Source organism: Chryseobacterium gambrini (genome assembly GCF_027920505.1).
GTDB lineage: Bacteria > Bacteroidota > Bacteroidia > Flavobacteriales > Weeksellaceae > Chryseobacterium > Chryseobacterium gambrini.
On record NZ_CP115857.1, the window covers coordinates 3,580,095 to 3,603,732 of the forward strand.

The 23,638-nt window shown below is 36.1% G+C and carries 16 protein-coding genes; 6 read left to right on the top strand and 10 right to left on the bottom strand.

Annotated elements, in window-relative coordinates; genetic code table 11:
* Positions 1 to 245 precede the first annotated feature (245 nt).
* Entirely contained in the window at positions 246 to 3,359 is a 3,114-nt protein-coding gene (locus PFY09_RS16525; RefSeq protein ID WP_271160398.1) for an SIR2 family protein, read from the top strand.
* A gap of 83 nt (positions 3,360 to 3,442) precedes the next feature.
* On the opposite strand, the gene PFY09_RS16530 is transcribed toward PFY09_RS16525, so the two are convergent.
* Entirely contained in the window at positions 3,443 to 3,790 is a 348-nt protein-coding gene (locus PFY09_RS16530; protein WP_271160399.1) for a helix-turn-helix domain-containing protein, read from the bottom strand.
* A 1,181-nt stretch (positions 3,791 to 4,971) separates the two neighbouring features.
* Between PFY09_RS16530 and PFY09_RS16535 the strand changes: the two genes are divergently transcribed.
* From PFY09_RS16535 to PFY09_RS16550, 4 genes are all read left to right on the top strand, one after another.
* The gene (locus PFY09_RS16535; RefSeq protein ID WP_271160400.1) at positions 4,972 to 5,496 is read left to right on the top strand and encodes a hypothetical protein; all 525 of its coding nucleotides are present in this window, start codon (positions 4,972 to 4,974) and stop codon (positions 5,494 to 5,496) included.
* 239 nt (positions 5,497 to 5,735) lie between these two features.
* On the top strand, positions 5,736 to 6,503 hold the full coding sequence (gene mazG, locus PFY09_RS16540; RefSeq protein ID WP_116098482.1) for a nucleoside triphosphate pyrophosphohydrolase: 768 nt from the start codon (positions 5,736 to 5,738) through the stop codon (positions 6,501 to 6,503).
* Positions 6,504 to 7,583 carry an FUSC family protein gene (locus PFY09_RS16545; RefSeq protein ID WP_271160401.1) on the top strand — a complete coding sequence of 360 codons (1,080 nt, stop codon included), beginning with the start codon at positions 6,504 to 6,506 and terminating at the stop codon, positions 7,581 to 7,583.
* 2 nt (positions 7,584 to 7,585) lie between these two features.
* Positions 7,586 to 8,458, top strand: a complete 873-nt coding sequence (locus PFY09_RS16550; RefSeq protein WP_271160402.1) for a hypothetical protein — start codon at positions 7,586 to 7,588, stop codon at positions 8,456 to 8,458.
* Between the two features lie 465 nt (positions 8,459 to 8,923).
* Here the strand turns inward: PFY09_RS16550 and PFY09_RS16555 are convergent, their stop codons facing one another.
* Positions 8,924 to 12,640: a metallophosphoesterase gene (locus PFY09_RS16555; protein WP_271160403.1), complete on the bottom strand. Its 3,717-nt coding sequence runs from the start codon at positions 12,638 to 12,640 to the stop codon at positions 8,924 to 8,926.
* 26 nt (positions 12,641 to 12,666) lie between these two features.
* Here PFY09_RS16555 and PFY09_RS16560 point away from each other — a divergent pair, with 26 nt between their 5' ends.
* Positions 12,667 to 13,839, top strand: coding sequence for a Pycsar system effector family protein (locus tag PFY09_RS16560; RefSeq protein ID WP_076393039.1), 1,173 nt, complete (start codon positions 12,667 to 12,669; stop codon positions 13,837 to 13,839).
* Positions 13,840 to 13,886: 47 nt separating this feature from the next.
* Here the strand turns inward: PFY09_RS16560 and PFY09_RS16565 are convergent, their stop codons facing one another.
* The 8 genes from PFY09_RS16565 to nuoH form a co-directional block, all read right to left on the bottom strand.
* Positions 13,887 to 16,190, bottom strand: a complete 2,304-nt coding sequence (locus PFY09_RS16565; RefSeq protein WP_076393037.1) for a GAF domain-containing protein — start codon at positions 16,188 to 16,190, stop codon at positions 13,887 to 13,889.
* Positions 16,191 to 16,266: 76 nt separating this feature from the next.
* Positions 16,267 to 17,652 carry an NADH-quinone oxidoreductase subunit N gene (locus PFY09_RS16570; RefSeq protein WP_271160404.1) on the bottom strand — a complete coding sequence of 462 codons (1,386 nt, stop codon included), beginning with the start codon at positions 17,650 to 17,652 and terminating at the stop codon, positions 16,267 to 16,269.
* Positions 17,653 to 17,668: 16 nt separating this feature from the next.
* The gene (locus PFY09_RS16575) at positions 17,669 to 19,162 is read right to left on the bottom strand and encodes a complex I subunit 4 family protein (RefSeq protein ID WP_271160405.1); all 1,494 of its coding nucleotides are present in this window, start codon (positions 19,160 to 19,162) and stop codon (positions 17,669 to 17,671) included.
* Complete coding sequence (gene nuoL / locus PFY09_RS16580; protein ID WP_271160406.1) at positions 19,162 to 21,075, bottom strand: NADH-quinone oxidoreductase subunit L; 1,914 nt, start codon at positions 21,073 to 21,075, stop codon at positions 19,162 to 19,164. The genes PFY09_RS16575 and nuoL overlap by 1 nt, the downstream gene beginning before the upstream one ends.
* 2 nt (positions 21,076 to 21,077) lie before the next feature.
* A complete protein-coding gene (nuoK, locus tag PFY09_RS16585) occupies positions 21,078 to 21,407 on the bottom strand; it encodes an NADH-quinone oxidoreductase subunit NuoK (protein WP_034703571.1) in 330 nt (109 codons plus the stop codon).
* 4 nt (positions 21,408 to 21,411) lie between these two features.
* Positions 21,412 to 21,909 carry an NADH-quinone oxidoreductase subunit J family protein gene (locus tag PFY09_RS16590; protein ID WP_076393029.1) on the bottom strand — a complete coding sequence of 166 codons (498 nt, stop codon included), beginning with the start codon at positions 21,907 to 21,909 and terminating at the stop codon, positions 21,412 to 21,414.
* Positions 21,909 to 22,466, bottom strand: coding sequence for a NuoI/complex I 23 kDa subunit family protein (locus PFY09_RS16595; protein WP_027380121.1), 558 nt, complete (start codon positions 22,464 to 22,466; stop codon positions 21,909 to 21,911). Before PFY09_RS16595 ends, PFY09_RS16590 begins: the two co-directional genes overlap by 1 nt.
* Before the next feature lie 91 nt (positions 22,467 to 22,557).
* The gene (nuoH, locus tag PFY09_RS16600; RefSeq protein WP_271160407.1) at positions 22,558 to 23,622 is read right to left on the bottom strand and encodes an NADH-quinone oxidoreductase subunit NuoH; all 1,065 of its coding nucleotides are present in this window, start codon (positions 23,620 to 23,622) and stop codon (positions 22,558 to 22,560) included.
* Between the last annotated feature and the right edge of the window lie 16 nt (positions 23,623 to 23,638).

Below are 23,638 nucleotides of genomic sequence, written 5' to 3' on the forward strand. Positions count from 1 at the left end.
ATATAAAACCTCGTCAGAAATGATGAGGTTTTTTGTTGCATAAATTTTTGAGATAAAAAACTAATTTATCATATATAAATTCCGTATAAATACGGATTGCCGTAAACATGAATAATTTCTTATTATTACATTTGTGAAGGAATGTTTTAAATTAAGTTACTGTTATTTTTACTTAATTTAAATGTGTACTTATTATCATTTTGATTATAAGTAGTTTTTTTAATATTTAAAACTAAAAAATAACTATGGAAATCCCGAAGTCTCTTGTTGATCAGATAAAGACAGGAAATGTTGTTTTGTTTTTAGGAGCAGGTGCATCATATGATGCAATACATCCTGAAGGTAAAAAAATTCCTTTAGGAAATGTTTTATCTGATATGATTGTTGATGAATTTTTGACTGATGATTACAAAGGAGAAGCACTACAAATAGTATCAGAGTTAGCAATCAGCGAATGTAATTTATATGACTTACAACAATTCATTTATGAGGTTTTTGAACCATTCCAACCTAATGCAACACACAGTAAGATTCCAAATTTTATATGGAAAGCAATAGTTACTGTTAATTATGATTACATAGTTGAAAGAGCATATGAGGGTAAAAAAACAAGTCAGAAACTGGCTAAGTTTATAAAAAATGGAGATAGATATCGAGATAAGGTAAAAACTAATAAAGACTTACCATTTTATAAGATTCATGGTTGTATTTCAGATATTTCAGATATTCATACACCTTTAATTCTTACTCCTAATCAGTATATAACTCATAGAAAAAATAGAGATCGACTATTTACAAAATTAGAAGAATTGGCAGGAGAATACTCATTTCTATTTGTTGGCTTTAGTTTTAGAGATCCTGACATTAGAGAAATTTTAATTCAATTGGAACAGCTAAAAGATGGTAAACCTAGATCATATATGGTTGGACCGGGTATTAAAGATTCTGAAGTTAGATTATGGGAAGGTAAAAAAATTACTTCTATTAAGGCGACTTTTGAAGAATTCATAAATGAATTAGAAAAAAAAGTTGATAACAACTCAAATGCTTTAGCATTAAGCTTCGTTCCAAATAAGAAATTTCATAAAGTTTTTGAAAGAACGAGTCTCAGCTTGGAAGAACATAAACCTTCTGAATCATTAATTGATTTACTTGATAATGATATAGAATATATTCATGAAAATTTCACGTCTGTAACAACAGATCCAAAAGAGTTTTATAAAGGTTATTTTGTTAATTGGGATCCAATAATAAAGGATTATGATTCAAAAAGGACAATTACGGATAATATCTTATATGAAGTATTTCTACAAGAAAAGTTACATAGCAAAGAAAATTTACAATTCTTTATGCTTTTAGGTTATGCAGGCTCTGGAAAATCTGTAAGTTTGAAAAGAATAGCATGGGAAGCTGGTATTCAGCTTAAAAGAATATGTCTCTTTTTAAAACCTAATACAGTAATAAAACCTGAACCTATAATAGAACTTTTCAATTTTGTAAAAGAAAGAATTTATATTTTTATCGATGATATTTCTGAAATTTCAACTGACTTAGATGTATTTTTAAGAAAAATTGAAAAAGAAAAAATTCCTGTAACAATTTTAGGCTCTGAAAGAATTAATATTTGGAATACTCAATGCCAAGATTTATCCACTAAAACAAATGATATATATAAACTAGAGTACTTAAATGATAGAGAAATAAAATTGTTAGTTGATAAATTAGATTATTACGATTCTTTAGGATATTTGAAAGAAAAAAGCGAAAGTGAAAGAATAAATGCTTTGTCATATAAAGCTGGTAGAGAACTTTTAGTTGCTTTATATGAGAGTACAATGGGCAAACCCTTTGCTGAAATTGTTGTTGATGAATACAATTCAATACCTGATGATAAGGCAAAATCAGTATATTTAACGGTTAGTATTTTGCATAGATTAGGAGGTCAAGCTAGAGCTGGTTTAATTTCCCGTATTCATAATATTTCTTTTTCTAGGTTCAAGGAACAGCTTCTAAAGCCTTTAGAATTCATTGTTTTTGATAGATTAGATAATCGGCTTGGTGATATAGTCTACATTACTAGACATAGGCAAATTGCTGAAATTGTTTTTTCTGAAGTTTTGAGAACAAAACAATTAAAGTTTGACGAATATTATAGGTTACTATCATTTTTAGATATAGACTATGAAAATGATAGAAATGCATTTTTATCTATGATTAATGCAAGAAATTTGATGGAGTTATTTTCTGATCCTGAAATGATAAGGGAATTGTATCAAGTTGCCATTAAAAAGAATCCAAGAGATGCCAAATTATTACAACAGAATGCAATTTTTGAAATGTCTGCTAAAGGAGGAAATATTAATAAGAGTGAACAATTACTTAACGAAGCAACCAAAATTCAGAAAAATGACAGTGTTATTCAACACTCATTTGTTGAACTGGCTTTAAATAAGGCTGAAAGATCGAAAAATCCTATGGAAATTAATGCTAGCTTAATTGAGGGAGAAAGAAAAGCAAAAGCTTTAATAAATAAAAAGAAAGATGAACCATATCCTTATCATTCATTATTAAAAATAAATTTATTTAAATTAAAGAGTGCTATATCAGGAGAGGACGCACCAACTATTGAAAGGATAATTAAAGAAACAGAAGAATTATTTAGTAACGTAAATCAATTATTTCCACATCAGGAATTTCTTTTAGAAGCCGAATCAAAATTTAATGCCATTTTACAAAATAGTCCTAAAGCAATAGAATTGCTTGAAAAAGCATATAACTTAAATAAAAGAAGTCCATATTTGTGCTTGAGATTAGCAGATATTTATGAAAAAAATGATCAATTCGATAAAGCTATTGATACTTTAGAAGAAACTTTAAAAATTATTCCGAATGATAAAGACATTAATTTTAGATATGCTTTAGTTTTAATAAAATATAAACCAGGAGATCTTACTGCTATACAGCATCATTTAAAAAGGTCTTTTACAAAAGGGGATAATCGTTACCAAGCACAATTTTGGTATGCAAGAACATTATATTTAATTGGGGAAATACATGATGCAAAACAAATATTTAATGACCTTTCAAAAGTTAAAACTACACAGTCAATAAAAAATATGCCTCGTGCAAAAGTTAGAAAAGAAGGAAATTTAATAAGATTTAAAGGTATAATTTCTACAATAGAATCGCAATATGGGTTTATAAAATTAGATAAAATTGGAGATGATATATTCTTCTATAAATATCAGAATAAATCTTCTGAAAATATTTGGAATTCACTGTCTAAAAATAAAAGAGTATCTTTTAATTTAGCTTTCAACTATAAAGGAGCAATTGCCGTCAATATTAGAACTGAATAACTAAAGCCATAGTTATTTAGGTTATAATTCACGATTATAAATTATATACCAACCAAAAACTCCTGAAAAACTCAGGAGTTTTTTTATTCAATCCCCTCAATTCCCACCACTTCACTTTCCATCACCTTTGTTCCGGTTTCGTTGTAAACCTGCTTTACGGTCACTTTAATTCGGTCGTGTTGTGGAGTGGGGAAGTCCATGAGTTCGGAAATAGTTTTAAAGCCAAAAGCTTTTGCCAGTAACGAAATATGGCGGGTAGAGTATTTTTGATGTTGCTTATAAGATTCAACATTTCCTATAAATTTTTTAGCAACTCCCATCTCGATGCTAAGTGTTTCTTGAGACCAACCTTTTGATATTCTTAATGCCTTTACATGTTCAATAAAAGCAAAATCAAATTGATAAGTCTCAAACGTAAATATTTTTTCCATTTTTTTACCCTACTATAGTGTGGTATAAATTATTTTTTTTATATTTGTATCAGCGAATTAGCAAAAGCTTCGAAAGACCTATTGAAAAGACGCATTCCGAGCCGACAACAAAAAGTTCAGCACTTTTTCGTCGGTGAAAATGTGGTCTTTGGATAGGTTTCAGGTACAAATTTTCAAAATACACAGATGATGAAAAAGAAGATCTCAACCCTGCTGTTTTCAGCACCTCCCGAATAAACGGAGTTCTGCTGCAAAACCAACAACAGCGCTACACCGAGACTGCCCGCAAAAGCAGAAAGTAGGAGTACAGTTTTACCCAAAAACCTTTACCCTTCGAAATTCCTTTACGCCAAAAGGAAAGCCGAAGTACGCTAAAAATCACCCTTAAAAGTACTGGCTTTCTTTTAATTTTCCAAATTATTTTCATCCCGAAAGGAATTTAAAAAATGTAGAAGGTTTCTCTGCCAAAGATCGGGAAGCGCTGTTGTTCCATTTGGCAAACTTTTGCCATCAGAATAAATGAATTTCAGAAATTTTTAAAGAGCTTATTTAAGCTTTTTTATAAATAAGAATATTGACTTATCCTGTCAATTAATATTGGAAAATAACGATTAATAAGCGGTTTTCTAATAGTGTCCCTTCGACAAGCTCAGGGTGACATCTCGAATACTAACTGCAATACTTTAACATTGTCAGGCTGAGCTTGTCGAAGCCTTTATTAGTAAAAGGGATAAGCCAATAAAATATTCTTGTTGGAAAAACGCTAAGGCGCAAGGTTTTTTTATTCATATCAAATCTTTAAGACGCAAGAAAATCAAAGATTTTCGATAAAGGATTGATGTTAATTTTATCGCAGATAAAATCTTTGCGCCTTAAAATAAGACCATATTTAATGAATATTTAGCGCCTTTGCGATGTCTATAGCTATTAAGTTAAATTTAAGAATAAGAATCTATATAAATATTGGAAAAACGCTAAGGCGCAAGATTTGATGAAAGTCCTATTCTTTCAAGACGCAAGGAGAAAATCTTTATAATGTTGATGTTTAATTTTATCGCAGATAAAATCCTTGCGTCTTAAAACATACTATTTTAAAACAACTTCGCGCCTTTGCGAAAATCCAACCTATTAAAAACCAACCTGTTGAAATTCATAGAAACCAATAACCCAAAAACAGACTCATGAAAAAGAAAAAAACAAATTTCGAAGCCAAATTCTGGTCAGGAACGAGAAAACATACCGCCATAAGTTTACTGGAAATCTTTTTCCAGTTCAATGATCTTGCTGCAACGAAAGAAATCCTCAATGAAATGGTACAATCTTCAGTACAGAAAAACACGCGAATCGCAAAAGAACCCGCCGAAATTTTCCATTTGTACCAATCGTTGCGGTCATTCATTCTCGCCGCTCATCAGATCGCGAAAAAAGCTAAAAAAGGGAAGTTTAAAAATTCAACGGAAGTCAGTTTTCCCAAAACAGCAATAAGCCTTTCAGAAAAAGAACACAGGAATCCGTTACGCGCATTTCAGAACGCTTTTACAGTCTGCACTTTGCAGGATTTTGATGATTTTCTGTCGGCAACAGTTTATTTCTCGTTAGGAAATTTCAGTTGTGACACGGAAAAGAAGATCATTATTCCCTACTTCCAGCTCATAAAATTACTGGAAGCTGCCCCGCTGATTGTGGAAAATTGCCAAAAAGGATGAAGGGATAAGGTTGGCTGAGCGTAGCGGAAGCCAACCGCAAAATGTAATGAATTGTAATGTTGGCTTCGGCTCCGCTCAGCCAACTATGGTGGTTTGTAGAATAAAACCGAAAATCATAATGGGAGGAGCAACACCGTTGGCTGAGCGGAGCCGAAGCCAACGACAACCTTCATTTATTCCAATACAAAAGAACTTTCACAAAGATTTCCCGTAAATTTGTAAGACTTGAATTCTCAATTATGAATACCAAACAGGAAAAACTGGAAGCTTTCGGAAGATTATTAGACATTATGGACGACCTGCGCGAAAAATGTCCGTGGGATCAGAAACAGACGCTGGAATCGCTCCGCCATTTAACGCTGGAAGAAACTTACGAACTTTCGGATGCCATTTTGCAGAATGATCTGCAGGAAATAAAAAAAGAATTGGGAGATGTACTGCTTCATCTGGTTTTTTATGCCAAAATAGGCTCTGAGAAAGGCAGTTTCGATATTGCGGATGTCATTAATTCTTTAAACGAAAAATTAATTTTCCGCCATCCTCACATTTACGGAGACACGGAAGTGAAAGACGAAGAGGAAGTAAAACAGAACTGGGAAAAACTGAAACTGAAAGAAGGCAACAAATCTATTCTGGGCGGCGTTCCGAAAAGTCTGCCGAGTCTGGTAAAAGCCTACAGAATTCAGGATAAGGTAAAAGGAATCGGCTTCGAATTTCATGATGCGGAAGATGCGTGGAAAAAAGTGGATGAAGAAATTCAGGAGTTTCATGCGGAAACAGATCTGGATAAAAAAGAGCAGGAATTGGGCGATGTATTTTTCTCATTAATCAATTATGCCAGAATTTCAGGAATCAATCCCGATTCTGCACTCGAAAGAACCAATCTTAAATTCATTTCAAGGTTTCAGAAAATGGAAACTTTAGCTTCAGAACAGAATCTGAATCTTGCCGATCTGTCTCTGGAAGAAATGGATGTTTTGTGGGAAAAAGCTAAACGTTTACAGTAAATGAAGGTACAGAACCCGACGCAGAACAGATTTCAGTATCTCTTGGAGTTTAAGCAGACGGAAAGGAAATGGCATTTTCCTTTTCTTGCCGCGCTTTGTATCGGAAGCTGCCTTTTTATCGGATATTTTTTAGGAAAACCGAATTACGGCGCGCTTTCGAGTTTAGGCGCTTTAACGATTTTATATTTTACTTCGGCGCCGATTACACAGAGAATGATTCATCTCGCGATCTGTGCTTTCGGAATTGTTTTCTCTTTTACGGTAAGTTCTTTTTTCGGGTTTAATATTTATTTTGCCGCTCTGTCGGTTGCGGTTATTTCTTTTCTTGCGCATTTTATTTCTTCGTATTTTAAAATTCCGCCGCCGGGAAATTTTTTCTTCATCATGGTCGCAGCAATGGCGAGTACATATAAGTTTGATCTGGAAATGATCCCCACAAGAGTAGGGTTGGTTGCAATGGGAGCAATACTTTCCTGTTCCTTCGCTTTTCTGTACTCCGTTTTTATTGAAAAAAGCAAAGTGGTAACCGTACCGAGAAGAAGTTTCAACAAAAGAAGATATACGAAGTTTGTAGAAAGCACCATCATCGGATTTTTTATGGCGCTAACTTTAATCATAGGTCATCTTCTGGAATTTCAAAACACTTACTGGATTTCCATTGCGGCAGTCGCCATTATGCAGGGAAGGAATTTTGAACACGTGCGACAGAGAAATATGCACAGAATTCTGGGAACTTTCATCGGAATTGGTTTGGCATGGGTGATTCTGCTTTTTAATCCCGAAAAGATCATCATGATCGTTATCATCACCGTTTTACAGTTTATTATTGAATTGTTAATTGTAAGAAACTACGGTTTTGCGGTGGCTTTCATCACGCCTTTAACGATTCTTCTGGCGGAAACGGCAAGTGAAATTCATCATGATGTGGAAATTTTAATGAAGGCAAGATTATTGGATACCATTATCGGAAGTCTTATTGGTTTGGCGGCAGGATTTTTTCTCCATCATCAGCAGATTATTAATAAATTAGAGAAAAATATAAGGTTCTCTTATTTTCAGTTTAAAAAATTAAAAAAATAAATATGTTGCGCATCGTCGTTTTATCGTCATTTTTACTGTTGAGCTGTAATCCCAAAGCTCAGGAAGCTCCCAAAACCGATGATCTGAAGGTTGAATTTTCTTTGCCTAAAAAACTAAAGGAAGTTTCCGGTATTACTTTGTCTCAGGATAACAATACAATCTGGGCAATTGAAGATCAGGGAAATAAAAACGTTATTTACGGAGTAGACCGAAAAGGAAACCTTACGAGTGATGTTCTGGTAGAAAATGCAGAAAACCACGATTGGGAAGATATTACCAAAGATGCAGCCGGAAATATCTACATCGGCGACTTTGGAAACAATGAAAACGACAGGCAGAATTTATCCATTTTAAAAGTTGATTTAAAAGATGCTTCCCAAAAATCCACAAAAGTTACCCAAACCACAACTTTTCACTATGAAGGACAGACGGAATTTCCGCCAAAGAAATCCAACTGGCTATACGATTGTGAGGCTTTTGTAGAGATGAATGGAAATTTCTACCTTTTCACCAAAAACAGAAGCAAAGGTTTCGACGGTACTTTTTTAGTTTTTCAGGTTCCTAACAAAGCAGGAGATTTTGAAGCAAAACTGATTGGGAAATTAAAACTTGATGGAGGGTACAGCGATGCGGCAATTACTTCCGCAACCATCAACAGCACGAAAGATAAAATTGTTCTGCTGAATCATAAAAATATCCAGATCCTCACTGGTTTTTCAGTGAATGATTTCAGCAAGACCAAGATTGAAAAAGTTTCACTCAACCACAATTCTCAAAAAGAAGCCGTTGTTTTTGCTGATGATAAAACTTTACTTATCGCCGATGAAAAGGATGGGAAAGAAGGTGGAAATGTGTATCAATTTAGTTTAAAATAAATGAATTTAGACAGATAAAACGTCATGCAGAATGATGTCATACTGAAAGGATCTCAACAACGCATTTTCAATAATGAACACTATATTTTAATTGCCTGTTTTTATCAAAAAGACTTCGACAAGCTCAGTCTGACACAATCATAAAACAACAGTTAGTATTAGGAATGTCTTGCTGAGCCTGTCGAAGTATCTTTCAAATTATAATATAATGAAATAAAAGAGATTTGCTCCTTTAGGAGCAGAATCTGTGTAGAAATAAGAATTAATGTATCAATCAATCCGTAGGATTGATATCTGTAATACGATAAATGTTCTAAAGATAGCGTTCCTACGGAACGCTGAACCTACTCCTAATATGATTTCTATACAGATAAAACTCCAAAGAGTTTTCTGGCATTTTACTGTAAACTTTAATAACAAAATCCGCAGAAACTTCTGCGGATTTTTATCTTGATTGTATAATGTTTAAAAAGTCATTCCCACGCCTCCTGAAACTCTTCCTCCGTCGCTTCCGTAGAAATAATTCAGTCTTGCGGAGAACATTTCTACAATACTCAGCCAGAATCCTGCGCCTACAGACTGATGCCATTTTTTAGAGTCTTCGTTGTCATTCCACACTCTTCCGACATCATATCCCAGTAAAACGCCCATGTTTGCCGGAACAATATTGTTTTTTACCCTTCCGAAATCCCAACGGATCTCCGAGTTATTGGTAAAATAGGATTTTCCTGAGAATCGGTCGTTTCTGAAAGCTCTCATTCCGTTGTTTCCGCCGATGGCTGCAGCCTGATAAAAATCAAAATTGTTATTGTTGATCCACATTCCGTTGCTGGAGTTGGCAAAAACAAAATTTCCGCGGCTGTCTAACCTGTGATCTATGGAAAGCGTTCCTTTTAAGATCAGAAAATTTCTTTTGGTATCGGCAAGATTGGTTTTCCAGTCTGCATTTACTTTAAATTCCATTCCCATGGTCGGGAAAGCATTGTTATCCAGATTTTTATAACTGAAGGTGTAATTTCCCCCTGCAAACTGCTGATTATCGAAAACTTCAGGTCTTACATCGGGTGAAAGATCCACAAAACGGTCGCCGTTTCGCTGTACTTTATTATTTTCAAAAGTCAACTGAAACTGGTTGAAAACATTCGTCCAGCTTTTTTTGGAAACAGAAGGTGCAAAATTGATCTTTGAAATTCTTGCCCTGTTGAATCTTCTGTCATCTGCTTCCTTATCGTAAATACTTTCATTGGATAATCCGAAGAAATTTTCGGCAAAGCGCGGTGTGGTAAATCCTGCATCGAGATTAAAATCCCAGCTTCCGATGGCTTTTTTAAAAATTCCTTTATAATAGGCATTAAAACCTCCGGTTGCCGTATAGTAATTAACTTTCAGGCTGTGCTTTTGGGTGAAAGGAGAGCGGATAAAATTGTTCACCGTGTAATTAACCAACGCACCGAGAATCACTCCGTCATCCGGATTGTAATCTGCATTCGGATATCCTGCTACAAAATTGTATTTCGGATGTTTGTAGTTGTAAGTATTGATGTCGTAATCGTCGGAAATATTTTTTGTCGCACCGTTTGTATTGTAGGTGTTTTTCTGCGATTTAAAATCGTAGATCTTTACTTTGCTTCCATTGGCAACATTGTAGGTATCGTGATTGTATCCTCCGATAAGTCGGATGTTCATTTTAGGTCTTCCGTCTCCGGAAACTTCGTAGATATCATCATCTTCCAGTCCGTAGATCCAGAGTTCCTTCGTTTTGGAATCGTCGTATGTTTTTTCGAAAACCAGTTCCGAATTTTCTTTGTTTTTGTCTAATTTATATTGCTTTACATTAACGGTGTTTGCCGTTTTTGTAATCACAAATTTATCAGGATTCACCGTTCCGGCAAGAGGAACTTTTTCCTGCAGTACCTCATAATATTGCGAAGCGTAGGTTGCTAATTTTGTCTTTCTCAGTTTCAGTTTTCGCTGAATATCTGCAATGGTTTCATCCTGAACTTCTTTCGGAAGATTGGCAAAGGTTTCATCAATATCTTTATCCGATAAATGTTCCTGAATGTATTTCGCCTGTGCAATCCAGTCTTCCTGCGTAGAACCTTTTAGAAATACCAAATCCAGAGGATAAGGTTCCATAGCAAGCCATTTTACACTTTTAATATCATCTTTAAAGGTTTTCATGTGGCGGATTGCCGGAATATTCATAATGATTTTAAAAGCAGCTCCGTCGTATTTACTGAAAGCCTGATCTCTGTCTTTGGCAATCGGTTTGTAGACTACTTTGTCGCCTTCTTTGTATTCCGCCCATTTCCATTGGTCAGAATGTCTGTCCCAGTCACCGATCAGCATATCAAAAATTCTTGCTCTGATGTAGGTTTCTTTATCTACGGAATATTTGTAATTTTTATTGAAATTCTTCAGAACATCATCTGTGGAAAGAATATCTGTTGCTTTATCCAGCGAAGCCAGCGTTTTCGGATCGGAAGAAAAACGTTCTTCGATCATGTATAATTCGTCCCCGTAGTTCAGATTGTATTCTCCCAGAGCTTTTTGCTTAGGAATATAAAACAAGCGCGGATTGCTGTGGAAAAGATCAATCTTATCTGCCATATTTCCTACCGCAAATGGTGTAAAAGGATGATTGGTCGTATAAAAATCCAAGAGGAATTTCTCAGGAAAGGTATTGTTCAGTTCGTTCCCGAATGTACTTTTCTTAAAAGCCATATTGTTCAGAAAACGGACCGCGCTTTTTTTAACGCCTCTCATCACAAATTCCGGCCCGTCCTGTGCTTTCAGTCTTAAACTGTTAGACTGGTTTCCGCCGCCTTCACGAAATGGTGTATAACCCCCGTCAAGCGTTGAAATATTCGCAGTCGGTGCTTCAATAGGCATTCCGTAATATTTTCGGTAATGTTCTCCCCAAAGCCACGCATAAAATTTTCTTTTTTTCGTTAATTTTTCAGGATAAATGGTTGAGGTTATAGCAGAAGGAAAAGAATTCGGGTAATTATTAACAAATTCTTTCGGCTGATCGATCACCTGAATATGCGAAAGCTGTTCCAGCGTATTATTTTTTGTTGAAAAATATTCTACATCCGAGCTTTTATCTTTTCTGATATTTAGAACTGCAAAACCGCTTCCTCCGTAAGAAAAATCTGTTTTCTCGCCAATTGTTGCAGGATCTACTTTAGAACCGGCTCCACTTACGATCTGTCTGATGTTTCTGAATTCGTGATACTGCAAATTATGATCGTGCCCGGAAACAAAAATGATATTTTCCTTTTCCTGAACAATGCTTTTTATTCTGTTGGCTAAATCTGCATAATGCTGGTTGTTGAGATCTTCAGGACTTACTCCCGATGAACTTCTTACCACATTGATGAGACTGGCAACTCCCGGAGCCGGAATTTTACTTTTCAGCGGAAAAAGATGAGATTTTGCAGAGGTATATCCTGCATGAGTTCCAGTGCTGATAATCGGGTGATGCAGCGCAACGATAATTCTTTTGTCCTGATTTTTATTAATTAAATCTTTAAATTCTGTGAAAAGATCTTCCCGAGTTTTAATATCGCAGTTTTTATTAATTCCCGGATAGTTGTTCCAATTTACCAGAGCCCATTCCGTGTCGATTACAATCAGTTTGATGTCTTTGGTAAGATTAATATCATCAATCGGGCATGAATTTTTAGGAAGGAATGCCTTTTTATCGTTTAAATAATTTTTTACGAGTTCTTCTTGTGCTTTTAAGCCGTCCAATCCGTTGTACCAGTCATGATTTCCCGGAATAAGGAGTGTTTTGCCTTTAAAGTTTTTTACAATGGATAATTGATCTTCCAGTTTCTGTTTTGCCAGTGGATAATTTTTATCAGATTCTTTTGGCATTCCGGAAGGATAGATATTATCGCCCAAAAAGATCAGCATCGAATTGCTGTCTGCTTTTTCAAGCTGACTTTTTAACAGATTCAGGGTGTTCTGAGCCTGTGCTTCGTCTGCATTTCCGGCATCGCCTACGAGAAATATTTTAAAATCGGTGGCAGATTTTATATCAGAATTTTTAATTTCAGATAAGTTTTTACCCTTTTTTACGTTATATGTTGCGCAGGAGTAGAGAACTCCGGCAGACAATGCTACTCTGATCACCAGAGAAGTATTTTTTAAATGAGTTTTAAAGGATAAATTCATAAATTTACATTAATAAAATTTCGATGATGAATATTTTACAAAAAGCCAAAGACTATGTCGAAACCTTATTCAAAGATAAACTATCTTCAGTATATTCTTATCATAATTTTATACATACTACCTTCACGGTAAATAAGGCCGAAGAAATTCTCAGAAGCACTCCTCTTTCTGAAGAAGATCAGGAAAAAGTGATTCTGGCTCTTTGGTTTCATGATACTGGTTACATAGAGTGTGCCAAAAATCATGAAGAGGCAGGTGTAAAGATTATGAAAAATTTTCTGCAGCAGGAAAATTATCCGGAAAGCTATATCGAGGATGTTTCGAAGCTTATTTTGGCAACCAAAATAACGTACGTTCCTCAGAATCTTCTGGAAAAAATTGTAAAAGATGCAGACTGCAGCCATTTTGCAAGCCACGATTATAACGATATTTCCGATGCATTGAGGAAAGAATGGGAGCTTACGAATGTACGGTGCTATTCTAATGACGAATGGAATGCAGGAAATCTTGATATGCTAAAAAATAAGCATCAGTTCTACACAGAGTATGCAAAAAAAGAATGGCAGCCTCTGAAGGAGAAAAATATTAAAAAAATTGAAAAGAAGTTGGAAAAAGACGAGGATAAAAAAGAGAGTTCTGAAAATAAAAAGTCGAAAGAAAAAGAACCGAAATCCGACAGAAGTGTAGATACGCTGTTCAGAGTTACGTTAAGCAATCATACAAGGCTGAGTGATATTGCCGACAGCAAAGCGAATATTCTTCTTTCTGTAAATGCGATCATCATCTCGGTTTGTCTTTCCGTTCTGGTTCCGAAGCTGGATACGCCTAAGAATTCGCATTTGATTATTCCAAGTTTTATCCTGCTTTTATCTGCGGTTCTTACCATCATTTTTGCGATCTTATCCACAAAACCGAATGTAACCAAAGCAAAATTCAGCTTACAGGATGTTGCCGACAGAAAGGTGAATCTTTTATTCTTCGGAAATTTCAACAGGATGATTTTTGATGATTATCAGAATGCAATGAATGTTCTCATCAAAGACCGCGATTATATCTATGATTCTATGGTGAAAGATTTGTATTTCCTCGGAAAGGTTTTAGACAGAAAATACAGGCTTTTATCCATTACGTACAAGATATTTATGGCAGGAATTGTAATTTCTGTTTTGTCTTTCGGATATGCGTTTTTAAGTCTTTAGATAAATACGAAACAAATTAAGAAGCTCACCCGACCGGATGAGCTTTTTTATTGTGCTAAAGAAACTCTTAATGCTAAAAGTCCTGTAATTCCCTGCAAATCTTCTACTTTTAAGAATTCAATATCGTTCTGGAGAACGCCTTTCTTTTGTAACTTATTGATGTAATCCAGATATTCTCTCTGGTTTTCCATCCCGAAATAAACGATGGTTATTTTTCCGGGACAGGTAATTCTGTCGTCTGAATCTTTTACGTGCGCTTTATCAAGACGTTTTTTTATGATTTCATAGTAGGAATTGTAAGCTCCGTCTACATCAAAACGTTTTTCGTCCATTCTGAAGCGGATATCTATTTTTTCGTTATACACAAAAATCAGCGAGGCAATATCAAGACACACCGGAAGATCTTTTTTGAAATTCCTGAATTCAATTTCCATATTGCAGATGGTCTTTAGCTGCCAGTAACGAAGTTTGTTAACAATTTTTGAATGGTAATGAAGATCGGGCGCAATGTTTTGTCCGGTGTACAAATTATGCTCCACCCCGTCTGATTTAAACCGTTCGTAATAGTGCGGAAAGATCTGCTGTGCCTGTATCTGTGCTTCATCCAGAACATCTGCCAGTTTTCTGTTGACCAAAGTTATCGAATCATCCAGACTTTTCCTGTTGGTGTAAAAGAGATCGGTCTGGCTAAAAACCTGCGCAAAATAATCTTTTATTTTTGCCTTTACTTCACTGGAGGATTTTACTTCCAGTTTAGCCTGAAGATAAGGATGAATTTCTTCTCTTACCAATCGCTGGAACCGTTGTTCGGTATCCGCTTTTATTTCATTATTGAGTTCATTTTCAAAAATATCTAAAGCCAGTAAAAACTTTTCCGAATCTGAATGGGTTAGATTAAAAATCTCGTGAAGACCATCAATCTGTTGGTTGAGGTCTTCGAGCATCAGATTATACCTTTTTTCCGAGGAAGAACGGATGTCTGAAAAGCCAAAGAGCGGAGTAAGATTTTTAAATGAAATCTCTTTTAAAGAATATATTTTATTGCCAAGAGAAGCATTGAAATATTTTTCGGCTTCGTTTCTGAATTTCCACACTACACTGTCGTGAATCGTTGTATATTCACGCTGAATGATCGCCTCGATCTGATAATTTTTTTCAAAACTGAATCGGCTCAGCGAGAAAATAATCATGTTGCTGAACGATTCCATTTTTTTCAGTTTCAGACCGTTGAAACTGTTCGGAATAGGGGAGGTAAATTCCATAATAGCCAAAAGCTCATTGTCTTTCACAATCGGAATAACCATAAAGCTGTTGATGTTATTTTCCTTTAAAATGCTGAACGAAGGTTTTGCTTTCGCCTCTTCATCTAGATGATTGAGGTTTGAGATGACAATAGGCTTCGGATTGTAATGCAGATTGATGATTGTACTTTTCCGGGTATTTTCGTCTATGGCATTGATCCAGAAGTTCAGAATATGATTGGTGAAAATATTTTCATACACCGGCATTTTTTCCAGCCGCTGTTCTTTCTTATTGTAAAGCATCAAACCAAAATTCAGCTCTGCAATATCAAAGTAAGATTTAAATATTTCAATAAGGTTTTTATCCTGCGAGAAATTTTCAGTATCTACTTCAATCATGGTAGATTTCAGATCAGACAGGGCTATTTCTGTAGTGCAGTCTACCAGAGAAATAATGGTAAAACCTTTTAAGATCCATGATTCCGGAGGGAAATATTTTCTCCAGAGCTTAAAATCGTCTAAGTTTTCCAGCAAAATATCCAGAATTTCATCCGAAGGTATTTTTGTTCCTTCAGCCGGATAGATTTCTGTGAAATCTGCATTCACGGTAATTTTATAGTGCTTCATGATTCCCTGCGCATTGGGAATGTCATAATAAAAAGGAATGGTACTTTTGATGTCTTTTTTAAAATAGCTCTGCAAAATAAGACAGCAGCAGAATACATAAAATTCGTCGTCATCAATATCACGCATCTCAATTTCAAAGTCTTTTCCCGCATCTTTTAAGATGGCTTTAAAACGGTCTGTATAATTAAAGGTGATATTGGAAACCGGAACGCTTGCCGCTTTTATTTCGTTGTTTGTAAGTCCGGTAGGGAAGAGGTCTGCAAGCAAAAGCTTGATGAGGTCTTCGTTTTTTTCCAGAAAAGATACTTCCTGAAATCCCTCGCGGAATTCGCTGAAATTTTTGGTTTTCTCAATTAGAGATTCAGCATAATTGGCGCGGTATTCCAGACGGTCGTTGTACCGAATGTGTTCCAACACATCCAAATACTTTTTGAACGAAATAAAAACCTGAAATGGAGTGTCTTTTTTATATAGCTGTGACACAAAAACTGAAATTTAGAGTAAAGGTAAAAAAAAACCACAACTTAAAGGTTGTGGTTCTCTATTTTAATAAGATTTTTTATAATCCGAACAGTCTTGCAAACAGATCAGGGAAAACTCCCAGAACAACGATTGAAGCAATAACAAATACTCCTACGATGTTGTACGTGATCATAACTTTTTCTGATGATTTAAATGTGCTTTCTTTGAAGAAGAACATAGAAATAATCAGTCTTAAATAATAAGCAATGGAAACGGCTGAACCTAAAACAGCGATCAACACAAGGAAAACTCCGTGCTGAGAATTCATCGCCTGAGAAAATAAAGAGAATTTCCCCATGAAACCTGCGGTTAAAGGAATTCCTGCCATTGAAAGCATGGAAACTGATGCAGTAGTTGCCAATAAAGGTTCTGTTTTTGCCAATCCTTTGAACGCTCCGAAAGAGGTTTCTCTTTTCAGTTTTTCAACATAAATCAGACACATGAAAACTCCCACTGTAGCCAAAGCGTATGCAAATAAATAGAACGCCAGATTATAAGTAGAAAGACTTGTCATTCCGAAGAATACCAAACCGATGTATCCTGCGTGAGAAACTGAAGAGTATGCCAACATTCTTTTCGCATTTGTCTGAGCCAATCCCATAACGTTTGCCAAAAGCAATGTGATGATTAAAAATACTCCGAAAACATTAATCCAGTTTTCGGTAACTCCGCCAAATCCTATCGTCATTAATCTGAATAGTGCGAAAAATCCTGAGATTTTTACCACACTCGCCATGAAAGCCGTGATTAATGAAGGCGCTCCGTAATAAACATCCGGACTCCACATATGGAAAGGTGCCAATGCAACCTTAAATGCCAATGCACAAAGAATCAGAAGAACGCCTAAGATGAACATTACATCTTTAGGGGTTGAAACTCCGAAGTCCTGAATTTTATATAAATCGAAACTTCCTACACTTCCGTAGATAAATGCGATCCCGAATAACAGGAAACCTGTTGCGAATGCACCCATCAGGAAATACTTGATGGAAGCCTCGTTTGATCTCAGATCTGTTTTGTTAGCTCCCGCCATTACATATAAAGGAATAGAAAGGATTTCAACTCCTAAGAACAGCGTTACCATATTCTGATATCCGAAAAGGATAATCCCGCCACAAAGAGCGAAAAGCATTAAAGCATACAGTTCAGACTGGTGGCTTCTGTGGTTGCTGAATGCAAAACCGCCCAGAAAGAATAACAATAATGTCGTTACGATTGATATTTTTGTGAATAGCGCAGTATTGGCGGTGTAGTCATACATATGTTTGTACTGTCCGAAGAAAGCACATTCCGGCACGAAACTTACCCATAATGCGATGATTAATCCCAAAATCCCAATGTATCTTGCGAATTTCCCTTGTTCAAAAACTCCTGAAAATAACGCAACAACTGCTGTTAGGAAAACAATAATTAAAACACTCATTTCTTAAAATATCAAATTAGCTTACCATTGATTGGTAGATAAACTTCAACGAACTATTCACCATTTCGATTATCGGTTGTGGGAAAATACCAAATAAAATCACAAAAACCGCTAAACTTGCCAATACAGAGAATTCTACTGCAGAAAGATCTTTTACTGTGCTTAAAACAGCTTCATCACCCTGTCCGAACATTGCTTTTCCGTAGAATCTCAATAAATAGACAGCACAAAGGATTACGGTAAGACCTGCAATTACTGCTGCCAATCCGTTAAAATCGTACACCGATTTCAACAGGATAAATTCCCCGATGAATCCATTGGTCAACGGAACTCCCATTGAACCTAATATAATGATCAAGAACAATACGGCAAACTTAGGAGCAACTTTCGCCAAACCTCCCATCTGTCTGATGTCTCTTGATTTAAATCTCTTGTATAAAATATCACAGCAGTAGAACAGACCTACAACGTTAATACCGTGAGCGAAAGTCTGCACCAAAGCTCCTTCAGCTCCTTCTATATTGAAGTTTCCTCTTAAGGTTATTACGGCTGAAGCAAAAATACCTGCCACCATTAATCCAACGTGAGAGAAAGAAGAATATGCAATAATTCTCTTCATATCAGTCTGAATAATCGCGATTAAAGCTCCGTGAACAATTCCCACAATAGCTAAGATAATCACAATCTGTCCCGAAATTCCTGTAATCGGAAGGGGAGTGATCGGTAATAAATAACGCATAACTCCATAGATCGCCATTTTCAGCATGATCCCTGATAAAAGCATGGAACCTTGTGTTGGCGAATAGGTATACGTATCCGGCTGCCACGTGTGGAAAGGGAAAACCGGCAATTTCACTGCAAAAGCAAAGAAGATAAACCAGAATACAACGGTTTGTTGTGTTTCGTTTAACTGGGCATTATAAAGATCTGTCAGCGCAAAAGAGGCAGAGTGATTGTATACATAAATCAATCCTGCTAACATGAATAATGATCCAACGAAGGTATAAACGAAGAATTTCGTAGTGAATTCAAATCTTTTATTTTCCTGACCCCAGATTCCGGCAATGAACCAGATCGGAATCAAAGTAACTTCCCAGAAAATGTAGAACAGCAAACCGTCCAGCGAAGTGAAAACCCCTACAAGACCGAACTGCATTAGCAGAATTAAACCATAGAATGTATTTCTGTAGTTTACATTTTCATTAAAAGAAGATAAAATAATGATCGGCGCCAGAATATTGGTTAACAATAAAAGAAGTAAACTCATCCCATCGATACCGAAGTGAATTTTACTCTTAATAAATTGTGACCAAGGGTAATTGATCTCGTGTTGTAATGTACTATCTACCGTTAATCCAAAATTAAAATCCGATACGATATAAAACGTTACAAGCATCTGAATCAACGCAATTCCCAGTGCCAAATATTTGCTGGATTTATCTTTCCATGCAAAAACTAATCCCGAACCTACCAGAGGTAATAGTAATAGTGTTAATAATAAACCAGACATTATTGTAATATAAAGTTAACAATCAGTATAATTCCCACAGCCAAAGACATGATTAAGATGTAATTCTCAACATTTCCGTTCTGGATACGCTTCATGGCTTTTCCGCTGTCTTCAGCTCCTTCACCTACGAAGTCCACAAAACGATCAAGAATACCTTTATCAAACATCTTTCCTCCGCGTCCTAATCCTTCAACAGTTTTTACAATTAATGCATTGTAAATTTCGTCAATGTATAATTTTTTAGCAGACAGTTTTTCCCATCCTGTGTACTGCTGTTCCGGTAACGCCTGTTTTTTCTTATTCACATAAGTATTTTTAACAAGGAACCAAACGCAGAAGAACATTACAACTGTTGCTCCTAAAAGTATCATTTCAGTTCCAAACGGAACTCCCGAAAGAGTTGCTTCCATTTGTTTAAAGCTTTCCTCTGTAAGAACCGGCTTCAGCCATTCCATTAATTTGGCATAATGACCGTGACCGATGAAGTGAGGAAGGTTAATTAATCCACCCAAAACGGAAAGAACAGCCAGTACGATCAATGGTAATGTCATATTCGAAGGGCTTTCGTGTAAGTGGTGTTTTTGTTCTTCTGTACCTCTGAACTCTCCGTGGAAAGTAAGATAATACAATCTGAACATATAAGTAGCCGTAACAGCCGCTAAAACAAATAAAATTACCCAGTATACCGGATTTTTAGCAAAAGCTGCCACTAAAATTTCGTCTTTGGAAATCATCCCTGAAAGCAAAGGGAATCCAGAGATTGCCAATGTTCCGATAAGGAATGTAGCGTGTGTGATCGGAATGTATTTTTTCAGACCTCCCATAAAACGCATATCCTGTTCGTTGCTCATCGCATGGATTACAGAACCTGCTCCCAAGAATAATAATGCCTTGAAGAAAGCGTGTGTCATTACGTGGAACATCGCTGTTGTATAAGCTCCAAGACCTAAAGCGATGAACATGAATCCTAGCTGAGAAACGGTAGAATACGCCAGTACTTTTTTAATATCGTTCTGACGAAGTGCGTAGAATCCAGCTAAAGCTGCCGTTAAGAATCCGATGAATAAAATTACTCCCTGAACGGTAGGTGCCAAAGTGAATAAGAAGTTGGATCTTACCACTAAATAAATACCTGCCGTTACCATGGTAGCTGCGTGAATTAACGCTGAAACCGGAGTAGGTCCCGCCATCGCATCCGGCAACCATGTATATAATGGAACCTGAGCAGATTTACCGGTAGCACCAATAAATAAACTTGTTGTAATGAAAATGATTACCGTTCCGTCCAATTCAAATTTTCCTGCATTTTCTTTGATTGTTAAATAATCCACAGCATTTGTCTGTGAAGCTAACATGAAAATACCTATTAATAAAGCAAGGTCACCAATTCTGTTCATGATGAACGCTTTTCTTGCCGCTTTACCATACTCTTCGTTGGTGTACCAGAATCCGATCAGTAGATAAGAACACAATCCTACACCTTCCCATCCGATGAACAGGATTAAGTAGTTGCTTCCCATTACCAATAACAACATAGAGAAGATAAACAGATTCAGATAAGTGAAAAACTTATAGAAACCTTTATCGTGGCTCATATATCCGATAGAGTAGAGGTGAATTAAAGATCCGATCCCTGTGATGATCATCACCATCATTAATGATAACTGATCGATCTGGAACCCGAAATTAATCTGAACTCCATTTACTCTGAACCATTCAAAAGCTTTTACAATGACAGGCTGGCTTTCAGAATCAAAATTCATGAAAATACTTACTGCGATGCAGAAAGATGCAAAAACCATTATTGTAGCTAAACTACCAACAACAATTTTTGGAAGATTTTTTCCGAAAAGTCCGTTTATAAGAAAACCTAAAAGTGGTAAAAGTATTATTGCATACACTAAATTTTCCATTCTTATCCTCTTAATTTATTAAATATACTTACATCAACAGAACGGGTATTTCTATACAGCATAGCAATAATTGCCAGACCTACCGCTACTTCCGCAGCAGCAACCACCATAATGAAGAAAACTAAAAGTTGTCCGTCGCCGTTACCTTTGTATGCAGAAAACGCAGCCAGTAAAAGGTTTACAGAATTCAGCATAAGCTCTACACAACCCAAAATAACAATCGCGTTTTTTCTCAGCAATACTCCTAAAACTCCCAAACAGAACAGTACTGATGAAAGTATGATGAAATAATTCAGAGGGACGCTTTGTATAAATGTATTTACTTCTCCCATAATTTTATAGATCTTTTTTACCGATTAATACCGCACCTACAATACCTGCCAAAATAAGGATGGATGCAAGCTCAAACGGCAAAACATATTCATTAAACAAAAGTCTTCCCAGATTTTTCGTCAAACCAACTCCGTTGTCTACATTTTCAACAACGATCTGGTTCTGCTGAACACCTCTGAAAACGCCTAAAACTCCAATTAACAAAAGTCCTGCTGTAAAAACTCCGGCAAATTTTAAAGTATTGCCCTTCTTACTTTCGTCTTGTTTATTAAGGTTAAGCATCATCAGAATGTAAAGGAACAATACCATGATCGCTCCGGCATACACAATAATCTGGATAATCGCAAGGAACTGTGCATTCAGAAGGATGTACATGCCCGCAATAGAAAACATTGTAACAATTAATGACAAAACAGCGTACAGAGGATTTCTTGCAAAAACGAAGTAAACCGCACTTGCCACTGCTAAAAACGCCACCAAGAAAAATAAAAACTGATCCATTATTTTACCGCATTTTTTTGTTTCTCGGATTGTCTTTCTGTGATGTCAATCCTTTCATTTATTTTTTCTACCAATTTATCTTTTCCGTAAATGAAAGAACCTCTGTTGGTTTCCACGTCCACCAATCTGTCGGTAAGATAGATCGCAGATTTCGGACAGGCTTCTTCACACATACCGCAGAAAATACATCTCAGCATATTGATTTCATATACCGATGCATATTTTTCTTCTCTGTAAAGATGCTTTTCTTCCTTGGTTCTCTCTGCAGCAGTCATGGTAATTGCTTCTGCAGGACATGCCACCGCACAAAGTCCGCAAGCCGTACATCTTTCTCTGCCTTCTTCGTCTCTTTTCAAAACGTGCTGACCTCTCCAGATTTCTGCTCTCGGTTTCTGTACTTCCGGATACGAATATACTGCGGGAGCCCCTTTCAATACGGTTCTTACAGCATGCTTAAATGTAATCCCCATTCCTGTAAAAATCGCAGGTAAGTAGATTTTTTCAGCAAGGGTCATTTCTTTATTAGAAACAACTTTTGATCTGTTCGTAAGTTTCATTTTTTTTATTATTAAATGTTAGAAGATGGAAGCCGGGAGATGGAAGTTGATCGCATCATCACATTTTCACATCAGCTCATTTTCAAATTAATTAATTTCCAAATGCTAAAATTACAGCTCCTGTAACCAGCAGGTTAACCAATGCCATTGGAATTAAAGTTTTCCATCCTAAGTGCATCAATTGATCATATCTGAATCTCGGAAGTGTCCATCTGATCCACATAAAGATCAGAATTCCGATGATGGTTTTAATTAAAAACGCCACAATACTCAAAATTCCGGCAGTATTTTCTCCCCAGTTCTGAGTAACCCATTCAATTCCGGGATAATTGTAACCTCCGAAGAACAGAACAACCATGAAAGCATTCGAAATAAACATATTCACGTATTCACCGAACATATACAATCCTAATTTCATGGAAGAATACTCTGTAGAATATCCTGTTACCAATTCAGATTCACACTCAGGTAAATCGAAAGGGTGTCTGTTGGTTTCTGCCAAAGCTGCTACAATAAATACTAAGAAAGCAACTGGTTGGTAGAAAATATTCCAGTTAAGCCCCGAAACCCAAGGAATGAATCCCCATAATTTTCCGTTTGTCTGGCTTTCCGTAATTTCTTTTAAATCTAAACTTCCCGTCATCATAATGATGGAAAGCAAAGCCAATCCCATTGCTAATTCATAAGAAATCATCTGAGAAGAAGCACGGATCGCACCTAATAATGAATATTTGTTGTTAGAAGCCCAACCTCCGATCATAATTCCGTAAACTCCGATGGAAGCCATTCCGATGATGAATAATACTCCGACATCGATGTTTGCCACCTGAAGATCATAAGAAGTACCTGCAATATTTAAACTTTTACCCCAGGGAATAACAGCTCCTGTAATTAATGAAATAAACATTACCAAAGCCGGTCCCAGTACGAAAAGGAATTTTTCTGCATTCGCAGGGGTAAAATCTTCTTTAAAGAAAAACTTTCCACCGTCGGCTAAAGGCTGAAGCAATCCGAAAGGTCCTGATCTGTTAGGACCAATTCTGTCCTGCATAATAGAAGCTACTTTTCTTTCTGCCCAGGTAGAGTAGGCTGCAATCGTTAACGAAAGCAGGAAAAGCGCAAATACAAGTATAAGTTTAAATGTAAGTAAATCCATTCTGAATTTTAGATTT